Annotated in this window: 18 protein-coding genes and 1 pseudogene; 5 read left to right on the forward strand and 14 right to left on the reverse strand. The window is 68.6% G+C overall.

Going from position 1 to position 20,782, the window contains the following annotated elements; translation table 11 throughout:
* Positions 1–94 precede the first annotated feature (94 nt).
* Both E5CHR_RS01735 and E5CHR_RS01740 read left to right on the forward strand, forming a co-directional pair.
* Complete coding sequence (locus E5CHR_RS01735) at positions 95–1,033, forward strand: branched-chain amino acid transaminase (RefSeq protein ID WP_162578097.1); 939 nt, start codon at positions 95–97, stop codon at positions 1,031–1,033.
* Between the two features lie 8 nt (positions 1,034–1,041).
* A complete protein-coding gene (locus E5CHR_RS01740) occupies positions 1,042–1,251 on the forward strand; it encodes a zinc-finger domain-containing protein (RefSeq protein WP_162578098.1) in 210 nt (69 codons plus the stop codon).
* Here E5CHR_RS01740 and E5CHR_RS01745 read toward each other — a convergent pair.
* The 11 genes and pseudogenes from E5CHR_RS01745 to E5CHR_RS01790 form a co-directional block, all read right to left on the reverse strand.
* Positions 1,217–2,491, reverse strand: a complete 1,275-nt coding sequence (locus tag E5CHR_RS01745) for an O-antigen ligase family protein (protein ID WP_162578099.1) — start codon at positions 2,489–2,491, stop codon at positions 1,217–1,219. The genes E5CHR_RS01740 and E5CHR_RS01745 overlap by 35 nt on opposite strands.
* Positions 2,492–2,644: 153 nt before the next feature.
* Positions 2,645–6,919: an autotransporter outer membrane beta-barrel domain-containing protein gene (locus E5CHR_RS01750; RefSeq protein ID WP_269474037.1), complete on the reverse strand. Its 4,275-nt coding sequence runs from the start codon at positions 6,917–6,919 to the stop codon at positions 2,645–2,647.
* A 21-nt stretch (positions 6,920–6,940) separates the two neighbouring features.
* Positions 6,941–7,153: pseudogene (locus E5CHR_RS32105) on the reverse strand (ESPR domain-containing protein); the annotation flags it as partial.
* A 154-nt stretch (positions 7,154–7,307) separates the two neighbouring features.
* Positions 7,308–8,492, reverse strand: coding sequence for a sensor histidine kinase (locus E5CHR_RS01755; RefSeq protein ID WP_162578101.1), 1,185 nt, complete (start codon positions 8,490–8,492; stop codon positions 7,308–7,310).
* A gap of 12 nt (positions 8,493–8,504) precedes the next feature.
* Positions 8,505–9,221: a response regulator transcription factor gene (locus tag E5CHR_RS01760; protein WP_162578102.1), complete on the reverse strand. Its 717-nt coding sequence runs from the start codon at positions 9,219–9,221 to the stop codon at positions 8,505–8,507.
* Between the two features lie 146 nt (positions 9,222–9,367).
* Positions 9,368–10,963: an NAD(P)/FAD-dependent oxidoreductase gene (locus E5CHR_RS01765; RefSeq protein WP_162578103.1), complete on the reverse strand. Its 1,596-nt coding sequence runs from the start codon at positions 10,961–10,963 to the stop codon at positions 9,368–9,370.
* Between the two features lie 42 nt (positions 10,964–11,005).
* Positions 11,006–11,815: a beta-ketoacyl synthase chain length factor gene (locus E5CHR_RS01770; RefSeq protein ID WP_162578104.1), complete on the reverse strand. Its 810-nt coding sequence runs from the start codon at positions 11,813–11,815 to the stop codon at positions 11,006–11,008.
* Complete coding sequence (locus E5CHR_RS01775) at positions 11,812–13,014, reverse strand: beta-ketoacyl-[acyl-carrier-protein] synthase family protein (RefSeq protein WP_443083110.1); 1,203 nt, start codon at positions 13,012–13,014, stop codon at positions 11,812–11,814. The genes E5CHR_RS01770 and E5CHR_RS01775 overlap by 4 nt, the downstream gene beginning before the upstream one ends.
* Positions 13,015–13,094: 80 nt before the next feature.
* Complete coding sequence (locus E5CHR_RS01780; RefSeq protein WP_162578105.1) at positions 13,095–13,535, reverse strand: type II toxin-antitoxin system VapC family toxin; 441 nt, start codon at positions 13,533–13,535, stop codon at positions 13,095–13,097.
* Between the two features lie 58 nt (positions 13,536–13,593).
* A complete protein-coding gene (locus E5CHR_RS01785) occupies positions 13,594–13,911 on the reverse strand; it encodes a FitA-like ribbon-helix-helix domain-containing protein (RefSeq protein ID WP_162578106.1) in 318 nt (105 codons plus the stop codon).
* A 21-nt stretch (positions 13,912–13,932) separates the two neighbouring features.
* The gene (locus E5CHR_RS01790) at positions 13,933–15,291 is read right to left on the reverse strand and encodes an AmpG family muropeptide MFS transporter (protein WP_162578107.1); all 1,359 of its coding nucleotides are present in this window, start codon (positions 15,289–15,291) and stop codon (positions 13,933–13,935) included.
* A gap of 36 nt (positions 15,292–15,327) precedes the next feature.
* Between E5CHR_RS01790 and E5CHR_RS01795 the strand changes: the two genes are divergently transcribed.
* Together E5CHR_RS01795 and E5CHR_RS01800 are read left to right on the forward strand one after the other, a co-directional pair.
* Entirely contained in the window at positions 15,328–16,152 is an 825-nt protein-coding gene (locus tag E5CHR_RS01795) for a M48 family metallopeptidase (protein WP_162578108.1), read from the forward strand.
* A 143-nt stretch (positions 16,153–16,295) separates the two neighbouring features.
* The gene (locus tag E5CHR_RS01800; RefSeq protein ID WP_162578109.1) at positions 16,296–16,733 is read left to right on the forward strand and encodes an SDR family oxidoreductase; all 438 of its coding nucleotides are present in this window, start codon (positions 16,296–16,298) and stop codon (positions 16,731–16,733) included.
* Here E5CHR_RS01800 and E5CHR_RS01805 read toward each other — a convergent pair.
* Both E5CHR_RS01805 and E5CHR_RS01810 read right to left on the reverse strand, forming a co-directional pair.
* The gene (locus tag E5CHR_RS01805; protein ID WP_162578110.1) at positions 16,720–17,682 is read right to left on the reverse strand and encodes a tripartite tricarboxylate transporter substrate binding protein; all 963 of its coding nucleotides are present in this window, start codon (positions 17,680–17,682) and stop codon (positions 16,720–16,722) included. The genes E5CHR_RS01800 and E5CHR_RS01805 overlap by 14 nt on opposite strands.
* A 24-nt stretch (positions 17,683–17,706) precedes the next feature.
* On the reverse strand, positions 17,707–18,969 hold the full coding sequence (locus E5CHR_RS01810; protein ID WP_162578111.1) for a flavin-dependent oxidoreductase: 1,263 nt from the start codon (positions 18,967–18,969) through the stop codon (positions 17,707–17,709).
* 94 nt (positions 18,970–19,063) lie between these two features.
* On the opposite strand from E5CHR_RS01810, the gene E5CHR_RS01815 reads away from it, so the two are divergent.
* Positions 19,064–19,966: a LysR family transcriptional regulator gene (locus E5CHR_RS01815; RefSeq protein WP_162578112.1), complete on the forward strand. Its 903-nt coding sequence runs from the start codon at positions 19,064–19,066 to the stop codon at positions 19,964–19,966.
* Positions 19,967–19,978: 12 nt separating this feature from the next.
* On the opposite strand, the gene E5CHR_RS01820 is transcribed toward E5CHR_RS01815, so the two are convergent.
* The gene (locus E5CHR_RS01820) at positions 19,979–20,782 is read right to left on the reverse strand and encodes an exodeoxyribonuclease III (protein WP_162578113.1); all 804 of its coding nucleotides are present in this window, start codon (positions 20,780–20,782) and stop codon (positions 19,979–19,981) included.

Genomic DNA, 20,782 nt, shown 5'->3' on the forward strand with positions numbered 1-20,782 from the left:
TTTGGCAAAGCCGAGCATTGTCGACGGGCGCAACACCTGCCGCGCCGTAAAATCGCAAGCTTTTGCGACATCCCGCCCCCAAAAGGACAAAGAAATGAGCGCGCTGCCCCCTGCACTGGACGATCGTGACGGAAAAATCTGGATGGACGGTGATCTCGTGGACTGGCGCGACGCCAAGATCCACGTACTGAGCCACACGCTGCACTACGGCTGCGGCGCCTTCGAGGGGGTGAGGGCCTACAAGACGGTTGACGGGACCGCGATCTTCCGCCTGGCGGAACACACCGAGCGGCTCTTCAACAGCGCCAAGATCCTGCGCATGAAGATCCCGTTCACGCCCGAGCAGCTCAACGAGGCACAGAAGCAGGTGGTGCGCACCAACAAGCTGGAGAGCTGCTACCTGCGCCCGCTGGTGTGGATCGGCTCCGAGAAGCTGGGCGTGAGCCCCAAGGGCAACCGCATCCATGCCATGGTCGCGGCCTGGGCCTGGGGCGCCTACCTCGGCGATGAAGGCATGAAGCGCGGCATCCGCGTCAAGACATCGAGCTACACGCGCCACCACGTCAACATCACGATGACGCAGGCCAAGGCGGTGAGCAACTACAGCAACTCGATCCTCGCCAACATGGAAGCCCTGGACGACGGCTACGACGAGGCGTTGCTGCTCGACGCGTCCGGCTTCGTGAGCGAAGGCGCGGGCGAGAACATCTTCGTGGTCAAGGGCGGCGTGGTCTACACGCCCGACCTCTCGGCCGGCGCGCTGAACGGCATCACGCGCAACACCATCCTTCACATCTGCAAGGACCTCGGCATCGAGGTGGTGCAGAAGCGCATCACGCGCGACGAGGTCTACATCGCCGAGGAAGCCTTCTTTACCGGCACTGCCGCCGAGGTCACGCCCATTCGCGAGCTCGACCGCATCGAAATCGGCCAGGGTTCGCGCGGCCCCGTCACCGAGAAGATCCAGAGCGCTTTCTTCGACATCGTGAACGGCCGCAATCCCAAGTACGCCCACTGGCTCACAAAGGTTTGAGAGAACAAATGAGTGCCAACGCCGTGATCGAACTGTCGGGCCAGGACCTGAACCACCAGGGCGGGGTGTTCTGCCCCAACCCCAAGGCCGACATGAAGCTGTGGAGCGCGCACCCCAAGGTCTACCTGGACGTGGCGCGCACCGGCGAGGCCAAGTGCCCTTACTGCGGCACCGTCTACCGGCTCAAGGCCGGCGAGGCGGTGGGGCATCGCCACTGAGCGCGTCTGTCGCCCGGCGCGGCAGCAGCCCGCGCCATGAGTCACCCGGCTCCTGCGCCAGCCGCAGGTAGATCGTCGACACCCACAGCAGGCTGAGCCCGATCTGCGCGTCGCGCAGCGCCGAGTTCGCGTTGGTCGCGATCAGCGCGATCAGCTGCGCGGCGAAAGCGTAACGGCCATACAGATCGTTGCGCCGCCAAGCCACCCAGACGCCCGTCAGCATGATCGCCAGGAGCGTCAGCGCGCCCGGAATGCCGGCCTGCGAGCCCATCCACAGGAAGTCGTTGTGGGGCATGTTGTAGTCGGCCAGCAGCTTGGGCCCGCGCAGGTGCCACTGCTCGGTCCAGCCGCCGATGCCCCAGCCGGTGAGGGGCCGGTCGAGGATCATGCGGCCCGTGTCGCGGTACATGTAGTAGCGCACCACCCAGCTTCCCTCGGAGACCGCGCCGTTCTGTGCGGCTTCGAGTTCCTGCACGCCGAGCTCGAACTTCTGCTGCACCGCGGGCGAGTTCCAGAGGCCCACGGCCATGATGGCGCCGCTGGCCACCAGCGCCAACGCGAGCACCTTGAGTTGCCGCCGCCACTGGTGCACGCAGGCGGCCGGAATCACCAGCAGCAGCGCCAGCAGCGAAGTGCGCGAAGGCAGGCTGAACGTGATCACCACCACCACCGCCAGGGTCACCGCAAGGGCCGCGACCGCGCGCAGCGGTCGGTGCTCCGAGAGCGCCTGCAGGCCGAACACGGCCGCCGTCGCGCCCAGGATGGTGAAGAGCAGCGCGTTGCTGATCGACTTGTTGCCCACCAGGAAGATCACGCCACGGTACGGCTCCAGCACCGGAAAATAGATCTTCAGGAAGATCGCCGACCAGAACGCCGCGATCAGCACGATGTTGAAAAGCGCCATCAGCAGAAAGCCGCGCAGCGCCCAGACCGCCTCCTCGCGCGTGAGGGCCAGGGCCATCAGCAGCGTGGCGGCGATGCGCAGGCCATGGGCCAGGTTCGACGGCGTCTGCGGATACCAGGGTCGCAGCGCCAGTATCACCAGCGTCCACGCGACGTAGGCCACGATCGGCCACCACATCGGGTTGGCGCGCAGGCGCTGCGCGCGCTCGCGCCAGTCCCCGGCCACGAACAGGGCGAGGAGCACCAGGAGCGCGGCGAGATAGGGGACGCCGACCGGCATGAACACCGTCAGCCCCCAGAACATGGCTGCGGGGCGGACGAGTTGCGATCTCTGCATGGTGGCGGATTCTAGGGGCCGCAGATCGAGCGCCTCCTGACCTGCAGGTCTACTGGCGCCGCTGCGGCGCGCCATCGCTCGCGAAGGTGGATTCGACGGCCGGCCGAGCAGTCGCCCTGCTTGTTGGGCCGGTCTTCGTTCGGTGCGCTTCGACTACCAGCGCACCCGCAGCCCCGCCGAGGCGTTGAGCTGCGACTTCACGCGGGTGTCTCCAACTGACTCCCACAGCTTGCCGACTTCGCCGTAGAGGCTGGTCGAGTCGCTCAGCGACAGCGTGAAGCCTGTTGCCAGTTCGGTGGAGGTGCCGCCGGTGCTGCTGCCGATCGCCGTGATGGCCGCCGGGTTGATGAAGCGCGTGACATCGTTGCCGCCCGAGGCGCGGTACAGGTTCACCCGCGCATAGGGCTGCAGCCGGCCTGCTCTCGTGGCGATGTCGCCCTTCACGCGCACCCCCACGCGGGCGAGCCAGCGTCCTTCTCGTTCCTGATGGACGCGCGCGCCGGCGATGTCCACGTTGTCGAGGTCCACGCGCTGGTGCACCAGCTGCGCCTGCGGCTCGATCTGCCAGCCCTCGCCCAGCGCGAAGGACTGGCCCAGCTCCAGCGAGGCGCTCAGGCTGCTGGCCTTGCCCTTGCTGCGCAGGCTCGCCTGGGGCTTGACCTCGTAGCGGTGGCGCCCGGCCTGCAGCACGCCGTCGGCGTAGAAGCCGCTGGTGTCGGTATAGGTCGCATAGCCGCCCAGGTACTGGCTGCGCAGGTCGTTGCTGCCGACCGTGAGGTTGGCGATGCCGCGCGCGAAACCCTTGACCTGCATATCGCCGTCGAGCTGACCGACGTAGAGGCCGGCGCGCCAATCGACATCGGTCCACAGGTCGGTGCCGGCCTGCAGGCCGCTGAGGCGGCCGTCGCTTTGCGGGCTGACGGTGCCGCCTTGCCGGATGTTCAGGCCCGTGCTGAGCACGCGGCCCCAGGCTCGGCGCTCGCCGATGGCGAAGGCTGCAGCGGTGGCTTGGGCGCCCGACCCTGAGCGCACGTCGTCGTCGCCGATGCGCTGGTGCAGGTTGCCGAGCATGGCCAGGTTGCCCTGGCGCAGTTGCTCGGGCAGGGCTGCGAACAGGGGTACCTCGGCGCGGTAGGTCGGCACCTGGATGGGGGCCGCTGAGGGAGTCGGCGGTAGCGAAGGCGGACCGGCAGGTGCAAGGGGCTCCGCAGGAGCAGGGGATGCCGGAGGTGCTGGTGGCGCGGGGGGTGCAGGTGGCGCAGGCGACGCAGGCGACGCAGGTGGCGCTGGGGGAGCCGGAGGTGCCGGCGGGGGCGGTGGAGTGATGGTGGTGTTGGTGCGCAGATACCAGTTCTCTCCTGCGCCTGCGGCATCGCCCGCCTGCAGGCGGTATTCGTACGCCCCTGCATCGACGTGGCCGCCCTGCAGGGCGAAGGCGTCCTTGGTGCTCTGCGCGGTGGTGGTGGCGCCGCTGAGGGCACTGACCAGTTCGATGCCGTTGCCGACGGTGAGCGCCCCGAGGCCGCCGAGGTTGACGACCTGCACGGTGGTGCGCCCGCTGGCCACGGCACCCGGGCCGCTGAGTACGAGCCGGTCGCTGGCGCTAACGCTGTCGCCCAGGAACGTGCCCAGGCGCAGGAGGCCGTTGTTGCCCGCATAAGGACCGGTGACGGTGAACGTGGTGCCGGGTGTCGCACCTATGAGGGAGACGGTGCCGGCATTAGCGAGGCCAGCGATGCTCTGGCTGAAGCCGGCAAGATCAAGCGTGGCACCCGAAGCAACGGTATGAGCGGAAGCCGCACTGAAGGTGTTGGCAGCACCCGCGCGCAGGGTGCCTTCGCTCACGGTCGTCGTGCCGCTGTACGTGTTGGCACCCGAGAGGATGAGCGTGCCGCTTCCCAATTTGCTCAAGTCCCCAGGCCCGGTGATGGCGCCTGTGAGGGTGGCGGTGAAGGGACCGGTGTCGATGGTGGGATCGACCGCGTCGGTGAAGGCGATGGAATTGGCCAGGTCGAGGCCATCGGCGGCGAAGCGCAATGTGGTGCCTTCGTGCATGGCGAGTTGGCCGGTGCCCAGCGCACTGTTGTTGCCGACAGCGAGGCTGCCTTGCTTGAGGTCGGTGCCGCCGCTGTAGCTGTTCTCGCCGGTGAGGGTCAAGGTGCCGGTGCCGGTCTTGGTGAGGGCACCCGCGCCGCTGACGATGCCGCTCGCCGTGAGGTTCGCATCGGTCTGCAGGGTGCCGCCGCTCCCACCGACGTTGACGCCCCGCGCGGTGGCGAAAGCACCGGTAGTGCGCAGCGTGCCGCCATCAAGCGCCAACGCGCCCGACGCCGCGCCCAGGCTCTGATCAGCGGAGATCGACAGTGCGCCCCCTTTGAGCTGGGTGCCGCCTGCATAGCTGTTGAGCCCGGTGAGGGTCAGGGTGCCGGCACCCGCCTTGACCAGGCCGCCAGTCCCGCCGATCGCGCCCTGATGGGTCAGTGTCGTGCCGGCGAGTGTGTCGATCGCGCCGCCCAGCGCTTCGAGTGTCGTGGCACGGCTCATCGTGAAGCTCGCGGTGGTCTGCAGCGCGCCGCCGTTGAAGACGAGGCCCCCTGCGGCAGCGCCCAGGTTGGCGTTGTCGGACACGGAGACCACGCCCGCATTGAAGCGCGTGCCGCCCGTGTAGCTATTGATGCCGGTGAGCGTCAAGGTGCCCGCACCCGTCTTCGTCAAGGCGGCGCCCGTCTTGCCACCGATGACGCCGCTGGCCCAGAGATCGACATCGGTCTGCAAGGTACCGCCACCCGCGTTGAGGACGATGATTCGCGTGGTAGCGAAGGCACTGGTCGTGCGCAGCGTGCCGCCAGCGAAGAACAGAGGGCCCCCCGCCGCGCCCAGGCTCTGGTCTGCGGAGATCGACAGGGTGCCACCGTTGACGAAGGTGCCGCCGCTGTAGGTGTTGGCGCCCGCGAGAGTCAGCCCACCGGCGCCGGCTTTGACCAGGCCGCCGGCCCCCGAGATGACGCCGGTGGAGGTCATGGCTGCATCGGTCTGAAAGCCGCCCCCGGCGCTTCCGATGGTGATGGCACGCGCCGTGGTAACGGCCGCCGTGGTCTGCAGCGTGCCGCCATCGAGCGTCAGCAGGCCCGATGCCGAGCCCAGGTTCTGGTCTGCGGAGATGGACAGCGTGCCATCGGTGACGGTGGTGCCGCCGCTGTAGGCGTTGGCGCCTGAGAGGACCAGCCGCCCGGCGCCACTCTTGACGAGACCGATGCTGCCGGCATTGGCGCCGGTGCCGCCGGAGCCGGTCTGGTCGACGATCGCGTCGGCGATGGTTTGCGCGGCGCCAGCGTCAGGCGAGAAGGTCAGTAAGCTCCTGTCGCCTTGCATGAAGATGCCGCTGCCGAAAGCCGACCCGGCTCGCGAAATGCCACCGCCGCTCGCGCCGGCCGCCACGCTGTTTCCATGCAGCTCAATGCTGCCGCCCAAGGTGAGCGTGCCGCCGTTCATGACGAAGATGGCGCCTCCCAAGCCCGCACCACCGCCGCCCGTTGAAGATCCGCCGGAGCCCCCTCCGAAACCGCCTAACCCGGCAGGAAGGGTGGTCGAGCTCGATGCGCTGCGTGCGGTGCCACCGCCGCCGCCGCCAAAGCCGCCCCAGCCCGCGAAAAAGTCGCCGCCGCCGCCTCCGCCCCCGAACCCTCCGTGTCCCCCCTCCGAATCCCACACGCCGCCACCACCCCCACCGCCGCCGGCCAAGCCGCCATTTCCACCGCGAGTGTCGTCAATCTGGTTCCAATCAAAGCCGCCGCCCCCGCCACCTGTGTAGGCGCCTCCATCGCTGCCATTGGAAACGTTGCCGGTGCCGCCATTCGGTCCGCCGCCGTTGCCGCCGGCAACAGACAGAGTGACGCTCTTTCGGGTCGGGCCGCCATCGATGAACAAGCCGCCGCCGCCAGCTCCGGACTCGCTGGCGCCGGAGATCAATGCACCCCCATTGCCACCCATTCCGCCGCCGCCGCTCCCGCCGGCAAAACCGTTGGCCGCCACCTGGAGGCCGCCATTTCCTCCGACCGCGCGGTTGCCGGCGATGACCACGTCGCTCAAATTGGCCCCTGCGCCGGCGACGACGAACACCGCGCTTCCCGCGCCCATGCCACCGCCGCCCGGAGTGACGCCTGCTCCTCCGTTCCCCCCCTGCGCCCGCAGGTTCTGCATCGTCAAGCGATTGACGGTGGTGATGCCCGAGCCGATGAAGAAGCCCCGGAATCGCCCAGACCCGTCGAGCGTGAACCCGCCGCCATTGATGGTCACGCTGCGCTCCACCACCGGCAACTGCGTTTCCAACGTGATGGATGCCGTGAGATTGATGACCGCTTCGCTGCCCGCGATGCAGGCGGCCAACTGGGCCGTGCTGCCCGCATCGCACGCATAAGCGGTGGGCATGCCCGCGCACGACACGGCAGCTGCCAGTGCACAAGCCCTTGTGATGCGCGAAGTGCCTCGGTTTTGCTTGCCTCGCGCACGAGCGTTCTCGGGGGCGGCAACCCAGGCGCCGAGCGCGGGGTTCCAAAGAGTGCGATGCGTTCTGTTCATGGGGGCTCTCGGGGTCGTACAGCGACCCACGCACGCGGCGCGCACGTGGCGGTCAATGTCGCCTGAGCGGCGGCTCTCCGGCATGCTGGAATGCAAAGGCGCAGTTCAGAGCCCCAGGGGCTCGACGACCGTCGGATGCTAGAAGTGTCCGAGGGAGCGGTCAGGCGTGTGCGACAAAAAGCGAGAATTCATTCGCAACCCTGCAGCACCCTCCGCCTTCGAACGAATCGAGCGCGGTCTAGTTCGGAAGTGCAATCACAAAGCTCGCGCCACCGCCCGGCCGGTCCTCGCAACGCACGCTGCCCCCGTGGCGCTCGGTGATCGACTTCACCAGCGCGAGCCCGAGGCCGACGCCGCCGTTGCGCTCGCTCGCGCCCGGCAGCCGGTAGAAGGGCTCGAAGATGCGATCGCGCAGCGCAGCCGGCACACCGGGCCCACGGTCGTTGACGCGAATTTCCGCCCTGCCGTGCCGGTTGCCGAGCTCCACGCTGATCTCGCCGGCGCCGTAGCGGCGCGCGTTCTCGAGCAGGTTGCGGATCGCGCGGCGCAGCAGGCGCGGCACGCCGCGGACCGTGAGCGCCTCGCTGCTGGCGTTCTCCGCGACGTCGAGCTCGGCGTCGATGCGCGCGCACTCCTCGGCCGCCAGCCCGGTGAGGTCCACCGTCTCGACCGTGCCCATGTCGGCTTCCTTGGCGTCCAACCGGCTGGCCAGCAGGATCTCGTCGATCAGCTGGTCGAGCTCGGCGATGTTGCGTGCGATCTCGTCGCGCGCCGTCGGACTCGGCCGGTCGCTCATGAGCTCCAGGCCCATGCGGATGCGCGCCAACGGCGAGCGCAGCTCGTGCGAGGCATTGGCCAGCAGCGACTTGTGCGAGCGCACCAGCTCCTCGATGCGGGCCGCGGCGGCGTTGAAGCGGTTGGAGAGGTCGGCCACCTCGTCCTGCCCCTCCGCCGCCACACGCGCAGAAAGATCGCCTTCGCCCCAGCGCTGGACGCCGCGCTGCAGCGCTTCGAGCCGTTTGGTGAGGCGCCGCACGATCGGATAGACGCCCAGGGCCACCGCCATGCCGACAAGCGCAATCATCCAGCCCAGGCCGAAGGGGGTGCGCCAGGCCGCGAGGCCGGTGCTGCCCGTCGGCCGGGCCCGCGGCGCGACGCGCAGCGACATCGAGCGACCGTCCTCGAGTGTCACGTCGAACTCCAGGCCCTGGCCCGGCACGCGCACGGCACTGCCGACGCCGATGGCGCGTTCCTTGTCGTCGAGCACCACCACCTCGCGCGGCACGGCCGACAGCCGCTCGCGCTCGTTCTCGGCCGCTTCCCGCACGATCCAGTTGGCGCAGAGGGTGAGGATGACGACGCCGCCCACCACCGCCAGCCAGATGCGGACGTAGAGATGGCGCCGGTAGAGGTTGATCAGCATGGGACGCCCGCCCTAGTCCTGCTGCTTGGCGAACACGTAGCCGACGCCGCGCACGGTGAGGATGCGCTTCGGATTCTTCGCGTCGGCCTCGATTGCTGCGCGGATGCGGCCCATGTGCACGTCGATCGAGCGGTCGAAGGCCTCCAGCTCGCGGCCGCGCACGGCTTCCATGATCTGGTCGCGCGTGAGCACGCGGCCTGCCCGCTCGGCCATGGCGACCAGCAGGTCGAACTGGTAGGAGGTGAGGTCGGCGAGCGCGCCCCCCATGGTCACGCTGCGGGCATTGCGGTCGATCTCCAGCGTGCCGAATCGCATCACGGCAGCCGGTGCCGCCTCGCTGCCGCCCTCGGCGCGTCGTCGCAGCACGGCACGGATGCGCGCCAGCAGCTCGCGCGGCTCGAAGGGCTTGGGCAGGTAGTCGTCGGCCCCGATCTCCAGGCCGATGATGCGGTCCATCGGATCGCCCTTGGCGGTGAGCATCAGCACCGATACCTTGGCGAGGGCACTGTTGGGCAGGGCGCGGATGCGGCGGCAGACCTCGAGGCCGTCCACATCGGGCAGCATCAGGTCGAGGATCACGAGATCGGGCGAGCGCTGCTGCAACATCTCGAGCCCGCTGGCGCCATCGAGCGCGTGGTGGAAGCCGAAGCCCGATTGCGCCAGGTACTCGCCGACCATCTGAGCCAGGCGGGCGTCGTCTTCGATCATCAGGAGTTGGGGTGTGCTCATCGGGGTCCTCGGCCGGCGCTTCGCCGGTTTGTTCGGCCCGGCAGGGGCCGGGGGAAATGCTGAAGCCTAGCCTCGCCGGCCGGCGACAAGAAGGCTTGAACGCTCCGTAAAGTTGGCGTAAACCTCGCAGCCGGCGGTATCCATTGTCAGGGGGCGGCAAACAGCATGGGTGCCGCGGCACCGGCGGGCGACTGCGCGGCGCCGGTCCTTTCGGCCAGGACGGCGCGCAGGGCTCGGCCATCCAGTCCCGGATGCTCGCTGCCCGCTCGTTCCAGGATCTCGCCGGCGAGCGTTCGCAGCTGCTCGGCCGAGGCGCGCATCCGCGCCTGGAACGCCGCGTCGTCCAGCCGGTCGCCCAGGCTGCGGTTGAGTTCGGCAAACCACGGCAGCGCGGCCTGGTCCAGCATCACGGCCGGGTTGCGCTTGGCGCTCTTTTCCGACCAGGCACGCAGGAAGTCCTGCATCGCGAAGTTCAGGTGCTGGCAGTGCTGCAGCTCCTCGCGCAGGCTGCCGAGCAGCGCCAGGTCGGTGAGCCGCTGCTGGAAGAAGATCTGCGAGAGCACACCCCAGTAGTAGGTGTAGTCCCAGATGACCTTTACCGGCAGCACCTCCGGGTCGCCGAAGAGGGCGTACTGGTCGGTGTAGAGCGCGAGCGTGCTCTCGTAGAAGGAATGGTAGATCTGGTCGTACAGCCGGGCGCGCGCCTCCACCGAGTGCCCGGCGCGATCGTGCGCGATGAGGTCGGTGATGTAGGTGTTGCTCATCGCGATGAAGTCGCTGCCCGGCGAGTAGAAGGGGTCGAGGAAGAGTCCCGCCTCGCCGGTCAATGCCCAGCGTTGCCCCGAGAACACCTGCTTGCAGCCGTAGGAGAAATCGCGAAAGAAGGCGAAGTCCTGCAGCAGATGCCGCTTGCCGTCGAGCTCGTCGAAAAGGCGCGGCTGCCAGGTGCGCAGCCACGCCATCGCCTTGTCGAAGCTGTCCATGGCGTCGAGCGGATGCTGCCGCGGGTCGGCCACGATGCCGACCGAATGGGAGCCCGAAGCCAGCGGGATGAGCCAGACCCAGTACCCTGTCCCGACGAGGTGGTTGGTCGACAGCCACCGAGCCTGCGGCTCGCAGCGCTCACGCCATTCGGCGCTGTCGGACCAGTGGTCGATGGTGATGCGCTCGCCGATGCGGAACCAGACCGCGTTGCACACATGCGCATTGGATTGCGCGAGCCCCAGCTTGCGCTTGAGCAGGCCGGCGCGGCCGCAGGCGTCGACCAGCCATCGTGCGTGGACGACGTGCGTTTCGCCGTCGTGCGTCCATTCGAGCCGGTGCGGCGCATGGGCATCCTCGGCCAGCTCGATGCGGCGCACCAGTGCGTCGTCGGTGAAGCGCACGCCGGCCCGCGTGGCTTCCCTGGCCAGGTAGTTCTCGAAGATGCCGCGGTCGATCTGGTAGCTGGGCACCGAGAGGTAGCGGCTGGAGCCGATCTCGGTCACCTGGTCGATGTCGCGCCGGCCCTCGCTGAAGAAGAAGCGAAAGCCGAACTTGCGCAAGTGGGCGTCGTGCAGGTGGGCCTTCAGGCCCAGCACCGTGTCGAAGTAATGGGCGCCGATCTCGACCGAAGACTCGCCGACCTTGTGCGTGGCATGCGGTACCGGATGCGCGCGGCGCTCCAGCACCGCCACGTCGATGTCCCCGAAGCGGCGCTTGAGCTGCAGCGCGAGCGTGAGTCCCCCGAGCCCTCCCCCCATGATGACAACATCGTGGTGGGAGGACGTGGTCTCCACGGCGCGTCAGCCCCGGGGTTCCAGCCGCAGCCGCAGCGACAGCCGGGCGCCGAGCGGCAGGTCCAGCGAGTCGGTTTCGGCACGCGCCAGCGCGTGGAAGAAGGGGAGTGCGTCGGACATGGCGTTGGCCTGCAGCGGCACGGCCGCCTGCGGGAGCGGCCGTTGCGGCGCCGGCGTGCCGGCGGCCAGCGACCAGTCGAACGCCGCCACCGTGCGCTCCGTTCGGGTGGGTGCGACCACCAGGGCCACGGCCAGCAGCTCGCTGCTTTCGATCACCGAGCCCAATGCCCCGACGGATGGGATGTCGAAGCCGGCCAGCAGCACCGCCTGCTGATCGGCCGCGCACTGCGTCGAAGCTTCGAGCAGGCCGGCCGCGAAGCTGTGCTCGTAGGCCGCCAGCGAGTTGCTCGCGGCCGTGCAGCCGGTGCCGATGGTCCAGTAGCCGACGGCAGCGTTGTGCACCGAGTTGTGGAACTTGATCGGCGACAGCACCTTGGGGTCGTTCGCCAGCGTGGCGCACATGTAGTCGTTGATGCCCAGGTCGCCGTGCGCCGACGCGAACACGCACGGCAGGTCCTTCGCGGCACGGCCCGAAGTTTCGACCGCGGCGGCCGCGACCTCCAGCGCCAGCGCGACTGTGTCGGGTGCGCGCCGCCGCTCGGCCGGGGCCAGCATCTGCGGCGAGGGCCGCTTGGCCGGAGGGTCGGCCGGTGCAGCCTCGCCGCGGAAGACCGCGCGGGCGACGTTCCAGCCGGGCAGCGTGGAAGCCCAGAAAGCAGGGCCTTCGATGTAGAGGGTGGGCGTTGCCGGGTTCATGCCGCGGTCCCCTTGCCGAACACCAGCGCGCAGTTGTTGCCGCCGAAGCCGAAGGAATTGGAAAGCGCACGGCGCACCTCGCCGCGCGCGGGCTCCAGCCGGATCTGCGGGCCGCAGCCGGGGTCGAGCACGCCAGTGTTGACGGTGCCCGGCATCAGCCCGCACTCGATGGCGAGCAGGCTGATCACGGCCTCTACGATGCCCGCCGCGCCCAGCGTGTGGCCGGTGAAGCCCTTGGTCGAGCTGGCATGGGTGCCCGGGGGGAAGCGGCGAGCCACCAGGGCGCCCTCGACCTCGTCGTTCTTGGCGCTGGCCGTGCCGTGCATGTTGATGTAGTCGATGTCCTCCGCAGCCAGCCCGGCACGCGCCAGCGCGTCGTCGAGCGCGCGCTCGGCGCCCAGGCCCTCGGGATGCGGCGTAGACATGTGGTGCGCGTCGCTGGCTTCGCCGTAGCCCAGCAGCTCCAGCCGGCCCGGGCCGCGCTCGAGCAGCGCGAAGCCGGCGGCCTCGCCCAGGCTGATGCCGTTGCGCTCCGCATCGAAGGGGCGGCAGGGCTCGGGCGAGACCAGCTCGAGCGAGTTGAAGCCGAACAGCACGCTGCCGCAGAGCGTGTCCACCCCGCCGACCACGGCCGCATCCACCAGGCCCAGTCGGATCAGCCGTTCCGCCGAGGCGAAGACCTTGGCGCTGGACGAGCATGCGGTAGAGAGGGTCTCGGCCGGCCCTTCGAGGCCCAGCGCTTCCTGCACGAACATCGTGAGCGAATGCGGCGTGTGCACCCGGGGCCTGCGCTGCTCCGCCGTGAAGCGGCCGTCGGCATCGAGCTGGGTGTAGGCAAGCTCGGTCTCGCCGATGCTCGATGTCGAGGTGCCGAGGATCAGCGCGATGCGTGCCGGGCCATGGCGTTCGCGCGCCGCCGCCACTGCCTCGATGAAGCCGTCGGCCTGCAGCCCGAGCCAGGCCAGGCGGTTGTTGCGGCAGTCCCAGCCCGCCAGGTCCTCAGGCAGGCTGATCTCTTCGAGGCCGTCGACGCGGCCGATCCAGGTGGGCAGGGGCGTGGCGCCGAAGTCGTTGGCGCGCAGGCCGCTCGTGGATTGCTCAAGCGCGCTTAGCAGGGGTTGCTTGCCGACGCCAACGGCCGAGGTCGCAGTGAAAGCGCTGATCTGGAGGGGTGGGATGCGGGAAGGAAGCGGCACGATGGGCGGTGATGCGAAGCGTGAAAAACGTCACAGCCTACCAGCTACTTCGACAGTCGCGTGGGCGTGAATGTCCTACGGCCCTACAAGGTGCCGAGGTGCGCCTGGGCCGCCTTGGCGAGCCGGGCATCGAAAGTGGCGAGCGGCGCCTTGAGCTCGGCGGCCAGCCAGAGATAGGCGGCGCTGTAAGCGGTGAGCTCGTAGCGCGCTGCCAGTTCGTACTGCGCCACCGGATCGACCGGGTGAAGCTCGATGTCGGAGGCGGCGTAGTCGCGCAGCATCTGCGCAATGACTTCGGCCGGCTCATTCGAACGACGCTTTTCGAGCGCGACGTTCACGATGTCGTGGTCGAGCACGTTGGGCGCATGCAGGCTGCGGCCGGCCAGCCGCGCCAGTGCACCTTCGCGTGGCGGCTCGTTGAAGAGGATGGCGCTCATCGCGCTGCAATCGACCACCATCGGTGGGCGCTTGCCGAAGGGCGCCGGCGGCTCGGCGACGTAGAAGGCCTTGGTCGCTGCGCTCACGAGGCAGGCCCCACTCCGCCCGCTGCGGTATTGCTCGGTTCGGCAGCGGCCCGGCAGCTCATTTGATCAGGCCCTTGGCGCGAAGGATCTCCAGAGCGTCTGGCGCGCCGCGAGCAGGCTCGGGGTGCCGCGACCGGATTTCGGCCGCGATCTGCTCGATCGGCTTGCCGCCCCGCCGCATGACGGGATAGCCGTTCCACCCGACGCTGACGGCGCCCGGGCGCGGCATGGGGGCCGGCGGCGGCGCCGGCTCCTGGAACGCCTGCTCGAGCAGGGCCATCAGCTCACCCTGCAAGGACCGATGATTGCGCGCCGCCCGCTGGCGCAGCCGCTCGGCAAGATCTTCTGGTACGTCCTTGATCGACAGATTAACCACGTTGCCTCCGAAATGGAGCCATTATGGCGCCACTTCGGTCGCCACATGCGGCTTCCGTGCCGGGGCATTTCGTGCTGCCAACCCGACCAGGAGTAGCACAGGCACGCCGAGCGCCGCCGTGCCCGTGAAGAAGGCGTGATAGCCGTAGGCATCGACAAACGCCCCGGAATAGCCAGCGATGAACTTGGGGAGCAGCAGCATCAGCGAACTGAACAGCGCGTACTGCGTGGCAGAGTAGCTGACGTTGGTCAGGCTCGACAGGTAGGCGATGAAGGCAGCCGAGGCGATGCCCCCTGCCAGATTGTCGGCCGACACCACGAGCACCAGTGCCGTCAGGTCGTGTCCTCGGCTGGCGAGCGCGGCGAACAGCAGATTGCTGGCGGCACTGAGCACCGCGCCCAGCATCAACACCCGCATCACGCCCAGCCGCATCGAGAGCACGCCGCCCACGAAGGCACCGGCCAGCGTCATCACCACGCCGTAGATTTTGCTGACGGTCGCCACTTCGTCCTTGGTGAAGCCCATGTCGACGTAGAACGGGTTGGCCATGATGCCCATCACCACGTCGCTGATGCGGTACACCGCGATCAGCGCGAGGATCAATGCCGCCTGCCAGCGATAGCGGCGGAAGAAGTCGGCAAAGGGCTCGATGACCACGCTCTCCAGCCACTCCGCCGCGTTCTTCGCCTTCGGCAGCGCCACGCGTGCCGGCTCCGGCGACAGCAGCACCGTGATCACGCCCACCGCCATCGATGCCGCCATCGCGAGGTAGGCCGTCTTCCAGGCGCCGTCCTGGTAGCCGGTACTGCCGGCGAGCTCGGCCCAGGCCGCGATCCAGAGCACGCCCGCGCCGGCCCAGATCATCGCGAGACGGTAGCCCGTCTGGTAGGCCGCTGCCAGCGCAGCCTGCTTGCGCGTGGCCGCCGATTCGATGCGGAAGGCGTCCAGCGCAATGTCTTGTGTCGCCGAGCCGAAGGCCACCAGCAGCGCGCACCACACCAGCGGCGGGAGGCCGGCACGGGGATCGTTGAAGGCCATGCCGACCAGGCCGGCAGACACGATCAGCTGCGCCAGCAGCAGCCAGCCGCGTCGCCGCCCCAGCAGCGTGGTCAGCGGCGGCACCGGCAGCCGGTCGACCAGCGGCGCCCATACCCACTTGAAGCCGTAGGCCAGGCCGACCCAGCTCAGGTAGCCGATGGTCGTGCGGTCGATGCCGGCCTCGCGCAGCCGGAAGCTGAGCGTTCCCAGCACCAGCAGCAGAGGCAGGCCCGCGGAGAAGCCCAGCGCGAGCATGCGCAGCGTCGCGGGTTCGAGGTACACCTTGAGCGCATCGCGCCAGGGCAGGGCGGGGGAATTCTGGTCGGCCGGGGGTGCGGACATGAAGTTGATCTTTTGAGGCTCTCTTATTATTCCCGCATGTGTCTGCACTGCCCCTCCCGCTCCGGCCCTTGGCGCGGCCGTCGCGCGTTCCTGCTGGCCGCTGCCGCGGCGGCCGCCCCGGCCGTGGCGCAGGTGGAGGTGGGCAAGGCCTCCGTTGCCCGCAACCTGGTGCCGGCTGAAAACGTGGAGCAGGCCGGCGTCCAGCAGTACGGCGAACTGCTGGCGCAGGCCAAGGCCAAGGGCGCGCTGGCCGAGGCCGGCAATGCGCAGTTGCAGCGCCTGCGCGCCATTGCGGCGCGCATCATCCCCTTCGCAGCCCAATGGAACGAACGGGCTGCACGCTGGAAGTGGGAGGTCAATCTCATCGGCAGCAAGCAGATCAACGCCTTCTGCATGCCGGGCGGCAAGATCGCCTTCTTTACCGGCATCCTCGACCAGCTCAAGCTCACCGACGACGAGGTCGCGATGGTCATGGGCCACGAGATGGCGCACGCCCTGCGCGAGCATGCACGCGCGCGCCTGGCCAAGAGCGCGGGCACGGGCGCCGCGCTGTCGATCGGAGCGCAGCTGCTGGGCCTGGGCCAGGCAGGCGATCTCGCGGCGCGGGCCGGCACGCAACTGCTCACGCTCAAGTTCAGCCGCAGCGACGAGACCGATGCAGACCTGGTCGGGCTCGAGCTCGCCGCGCGCGCCGGGTACAACCCGCAAGCGGCCGTATCGCTGTGGAAGAAGATGGGACAGGCCTCCAAGAGCCAGGGCGGATTGAGCTTTTTGTCGACCCACCCGAGCGGGACCGACCGCATCGCCAAGCTCGAGGCCAACGTGCCCAAGGTCGAAGCGCTTTATCGCGCGGCCAAATGAGGCATGCGCCGCCGGCCGCTCGCGCCTTTGCAGGATCGGGCAAGAAGCGTCCCAGAATCGGCTACCGCCTGTCGCCTGCTCGTTCCTAGACTCGTTCCAGTCCTCGCCGCATCTGCGCCGGGGTCTTCATCCAGGAGCGCAACATGTCGGGAATTCAGGGCAAGGTCGTCGCCATCACCGGTGCCAGCGGCCGCATCGGCCAAGCCGTGGCCAGAGTGCTGGCGCAGCGCGGCGCCAAGGTGATGCTGGGCGCGCGTGGCATCGGCCGCTTGAACGCGCTCGCCAGGGAGATCGTCCAGGCGGGCGGCTCGGCGCACTACCAGGTGCTCGACGTCACGCAGCGCGCGAGCATGCAGTGCTTCATCGACGAGGCGTACGAGGTCTTCGGCCGCGTCGACGTGATGGTCCATGCGGCTGCGTCGGCCCCTGCCGCCTGCACCGAGGGGCGCTCGGTGCGCGCCGTCTCTGCGCCCGACGCCATCGAGCGCGCCATCGCATTCGCGATCGAGCAGCCGCCCGAACCGAGCGCGGGTGGAGGCAGCTTCGCCGGTCTTGCTTCTCTCGCCCTCAGTCCGCAGTGATGCCGCCGCGCTGAACCACGCCGGCCCAGCGCTGTGCGTCCTTCGCCATGAGCTCCTTGAACTCGTTGGGGCCCGAGCTCGCCGGCACCATGCCCTGCGACTCGAAGGCGGTTGCGACCTCGGGCTGCTTCAGCACCGCGGCGATCTCCTTGTTGAGACGCGCCACCACTGCGCCGGGTGTCCCCTTGGGCGCCAGCACCCCGTACCACATGTCGACGTTGCCTCCCTTGATGCCGGCCTCGGCCAGGGTCGGGACATCGGGCAGCTGCGCCAGCCGCTTGTCGCTGCCGGTCGCGATTGCCTTCAGCTTGCCGGCCTGGATGTGCTGAAGCGCCACGTGCACCGGCAGGAACATGTAGTCGATGCGCCCGCCCAGCAGGTCGGTCACCGCGCCAGCCGTGCCCTTGTAGGGCACGTGCAGCATTTCGGTGCCGGTGCTCTGAAGCAACAGCGCCATCGACAGGTGGTGCGGCGTGCCGACGCCTGGCGTGGCATAGGTGAGCTTGCCGGGATGGGCCTTGGCCTCCGCCACCACCTGGGCCACCGAGGTGGTCTTCTGCACATTCGGATTGGTCACGAGCAGCAGCGTGCCCCAGGAGGTGAGCGATACCGGCGTGAAGTCGTTCAGCGGGTCATAGGCCAGCGACTTGTAGAGGCTCTTGTTCATGACCAGCGTGTTGACCTGCACCAGCAGCGTGTAGCCGTCGGGCTTGGCGCGCGCCACCTTCTCGCTGCCGATATTGCCGCTCGCGCCGGCCACGTTGTCGACCACCACCGGCTGGCCCAGCACAGCCGGCAGCCGGGCCGAGAGCTGGCGTGCGATCAGGTCGATGCCCGTGCCGGGCGTGTAGGGCACCACCAGCGTGATCGGCTGGTCGGGCCAGGCTTGGGCGCCCGCGGCGCTGGCTGCCATCAGCACGGTGGCAAGGAACTTTTTGATTGGACGCATGGCTTGTCTCCGTCGGGCTTGTTGTCAAAGGTACGAAGGCCGGGCCTTCAGCGCCGCCGGGTCGTAGCCGGTGATTTGCTTGTAGTGGTCTGAAATGGCTTGCAGTTCCGCGGTGCTGACGAAATCCTCGAGCCGCTCGAAGCGCTTGCCGCCGGAGCGTTGGAATACCTCGCGCAGGATGGTGTCCGGCGGGTTGCTGCGGTTGGTCAGGACCACGTGGGTCGTGGCCCGGACGCGAATCCGGTCGTAGTCCTCCAGCGCCTCCGTGCCGACGCCGAGCCGCTTCAGTGCGCCAGCCAGGTAGCGTGCATCGATGATGGCCTGGCCCGCGCCGTTGGAGCCGCGCGGCACCATCGGGTGTGCCGCGTCGCCCAGCAGCGTGACGCGGCCATGGGTCCACCGCGGCAGCGGGTCCTGGTCGACCATCGGGTATTCGAGGATCGAATCGGAAGAACGGATCAAAGCCGGCACGTCCAGCCAGTCGAAGTGCCAGTCCTCGAAGGCCGGCATGAAGTCCTCGAGCCGGCCGGCGCGGCTCCAGTCCTGCAGCGCGGGCTGCGGCGCGTGGATCTCGGCAACCCAGTTGACCAACTGGTTGCCTTCGGCATCGATGTCGTTGCGGATGGGGTAGATCACCATCTTGCCCTGGTCCAGCCAGCCGGCACGGACCATGCTCGCGCCTGACAGGAACGGCTTGTGCTTCGCCGTGCCGCGCCACATGTTGACGCCGGAGTAGCGTGGCGCACCCTCGTTCGGATAGAGCTGTTTGCGCAGGACCGAGTGGATGCCATCGCAGGCCACGGCGAGCGCGGCGCGCACGGGGGGCAGGGCGGCGCCGTCGGGCGCGGTGAAGCGTGCGGTGACGCCGTGCTCGTCCTGCTCCACCCCCGCGCAGCGGTGACCACAGACCACGCTGGCCGCCCCGAGGCGTTCGCGTACCGCATTCAGAAGCACGGTGTGCAGGTCGCCGCGGTGGATCGAGTACTGCGGCCAGTCGTAGCCCGCCGCGGTGCCGGCGGGTTCGCGGAACACCAGCTGCCCGTGGGAATTGAAGAACACCGCCTCCTGCGTGCGCACGCCCACGGCATCCAGCGCCGGCAGCAGGCCCAGCTCGCCGAGTTCGCGCGCCGCATGCGGCAGCAGGTTGATGCCCACCCCCAGGGGCTTCAGCTCGGGCACGGCTTCGTAGATGCGGCAGGCTATGCCGGCCTGGTGCAGGCTCAGCGCGAGGGTGAGGCCGCCGATGCCGGCGCCCAGCACAGCGACTCGGGTCGATGTCTCGTTCATTTTCTCGGGGCTTTCGCGGGGACGGGTCCGAATTAGAGCGCGCCGCCTTTCATATGGGAAATTTAGATGTCGTATGGATTTATCATGGTCTGGTATGAATCTGTCCATACGCCAGATGCGCGCCTTCCTGCATGTGGCTCGGATTGGCAACTTCACTCGCGCGGCCGAACAGGCGCACATGACGCAGGCCGGCCTCAGCACCCTGGTGCGCGAGCTGGAGCGACAGCTGGGCACGCGCTTGTTCGACCGCACCACCCGCATGGTCGGCCTCACGGCCGCTGGGCGGCGCTTGCTGCCCGTGGTGGAGCGCGTGCTAGGCGAACTGGACGAGGTGACGGGCCGACTGAGCGCCGAGGGCGACGAGGCGCGGCAGACGCTGCGCGTCGCGGCCACGCCGCTGGTGTCCTCGAACCTGCTGCCGCAGGTCTTCGCCCGCTTCCGCGAAAGCCATCCGCGCATCCGGCTCAGGCTCTTCGACGCCGACCTTCGCGCCGTGGAGGCGATGGTGATCGAGGGCGGAGCCGACATGGGCCTGGGCTTCTTCTTCAAGCCCGCGACGGGGCTCGACCGCTCGCCCGTGGGCCGTTTCCAGCTGATGCGCGTGACGCCGGCGCAGGACGACGCGACGCTGCCCGTCGGCAGCGCCCCTTGGTCCTCGCTGCGTGGCGCGCAGTTGCTGGGCCTGCCCCAAAGCAACCCGATCCAGAAGCTGATCGACGCCCACCTGGCCAGCCTCGGCCCGGCCGATCCGGACCGCCCGGCCTTCAATTTCTTCGGTACCCTGATCTCGATGGTCGAGGCCGGCTTCGGCAGCGCTGTGATGCCGACATTCGCACTCGCGGCCTGCCGGCGGCACCGGGTACGCACCGATCTGCTGGTCAAGCCGAAAGTCGAACTGGACTTCTACCGCATCACCAAGCGCGGCGTGCAGGAAACCCAGGCCATGCAGGCCTTCTGCAAGTCGCTGGTCAAGGCGTTGCCGGCCCTGTCGCGATAGCTCGCGTCGCCGTCAGAGCGCCAGGTCGTAGTCGACCGTGATCGGCGCGTGGTCGCTGAACTTGATGGTCTTGAAGATCTGCTCGTTGCGCGCGAGTTTGGCGATCGCCGGCGTAGCCAGGTGGTAGTCCAGCCGCCAACCCACGTTCTTCGCGTACGCTTGGCCGCGGTTGCTCCACCAGGTGTAGGCCTCGTCGGTGGTGTCGGGCTTGAGCAGGCGGTAGACGTCGACGAGGCCGGCACCCTCGGCGCCCTCGTCAAGCAGCCTCGTCATCCAGGCCCGCTCCTCGGGCAGGAAGCCGCTGTTCTTCTGGTTGCTGCGCCAGTTCTTGAGGTCGATTTCCTTGTGCGCGATGTTGATGTCGCCGCACAGCACGAACTCCCGCTCGCGCTTGAGCGCGATGAGATGCGGGAAGAAGCCCTTGAGGAATCGGTACTTCGCCGCCTGCCGTTCCTCGCCCGAAGAGCCGCTCGGGAAGTAGCAGCTGATCACCGAGAACTTGCGCTGCGGTGTGTCGAAGCGCAGCTCGAGGTAGCGGCCTTCGGCGTCGAATTCCCTGTCGCCCCAGCCCACCACGACTTCGCTCGGCGCGTGCCTGCTGTAGATCGCAGTGCCCGCGTAGCCCTTCTTTTCCGCAAAATGAAAGTAGCCCCTGAGGCCGGCCATGGCCTCGAAGCGGCCCTCGATGTCGCTCGCCTGGACGCGGATCTCCTGCATGCAAATACAATCCGGCGCCAGTTCGGCCACCCAGTCGGCGACGCCCTTGGTCGCAGCCGAGCGCAGGCCATTGAGGTTGAGGCTGGTGAGTTTGAACAC

Source organism: Variovorax sp. PBS-H4, assembly GCF_901827205.1.
In the GTDB taxonomy this organism is placed as follows: domain Bacteria; phylum Pseudomonadota; class Gammaproteobacteria; order Burkholderiales; family Burkholderiaceae_C; genus Variovorax.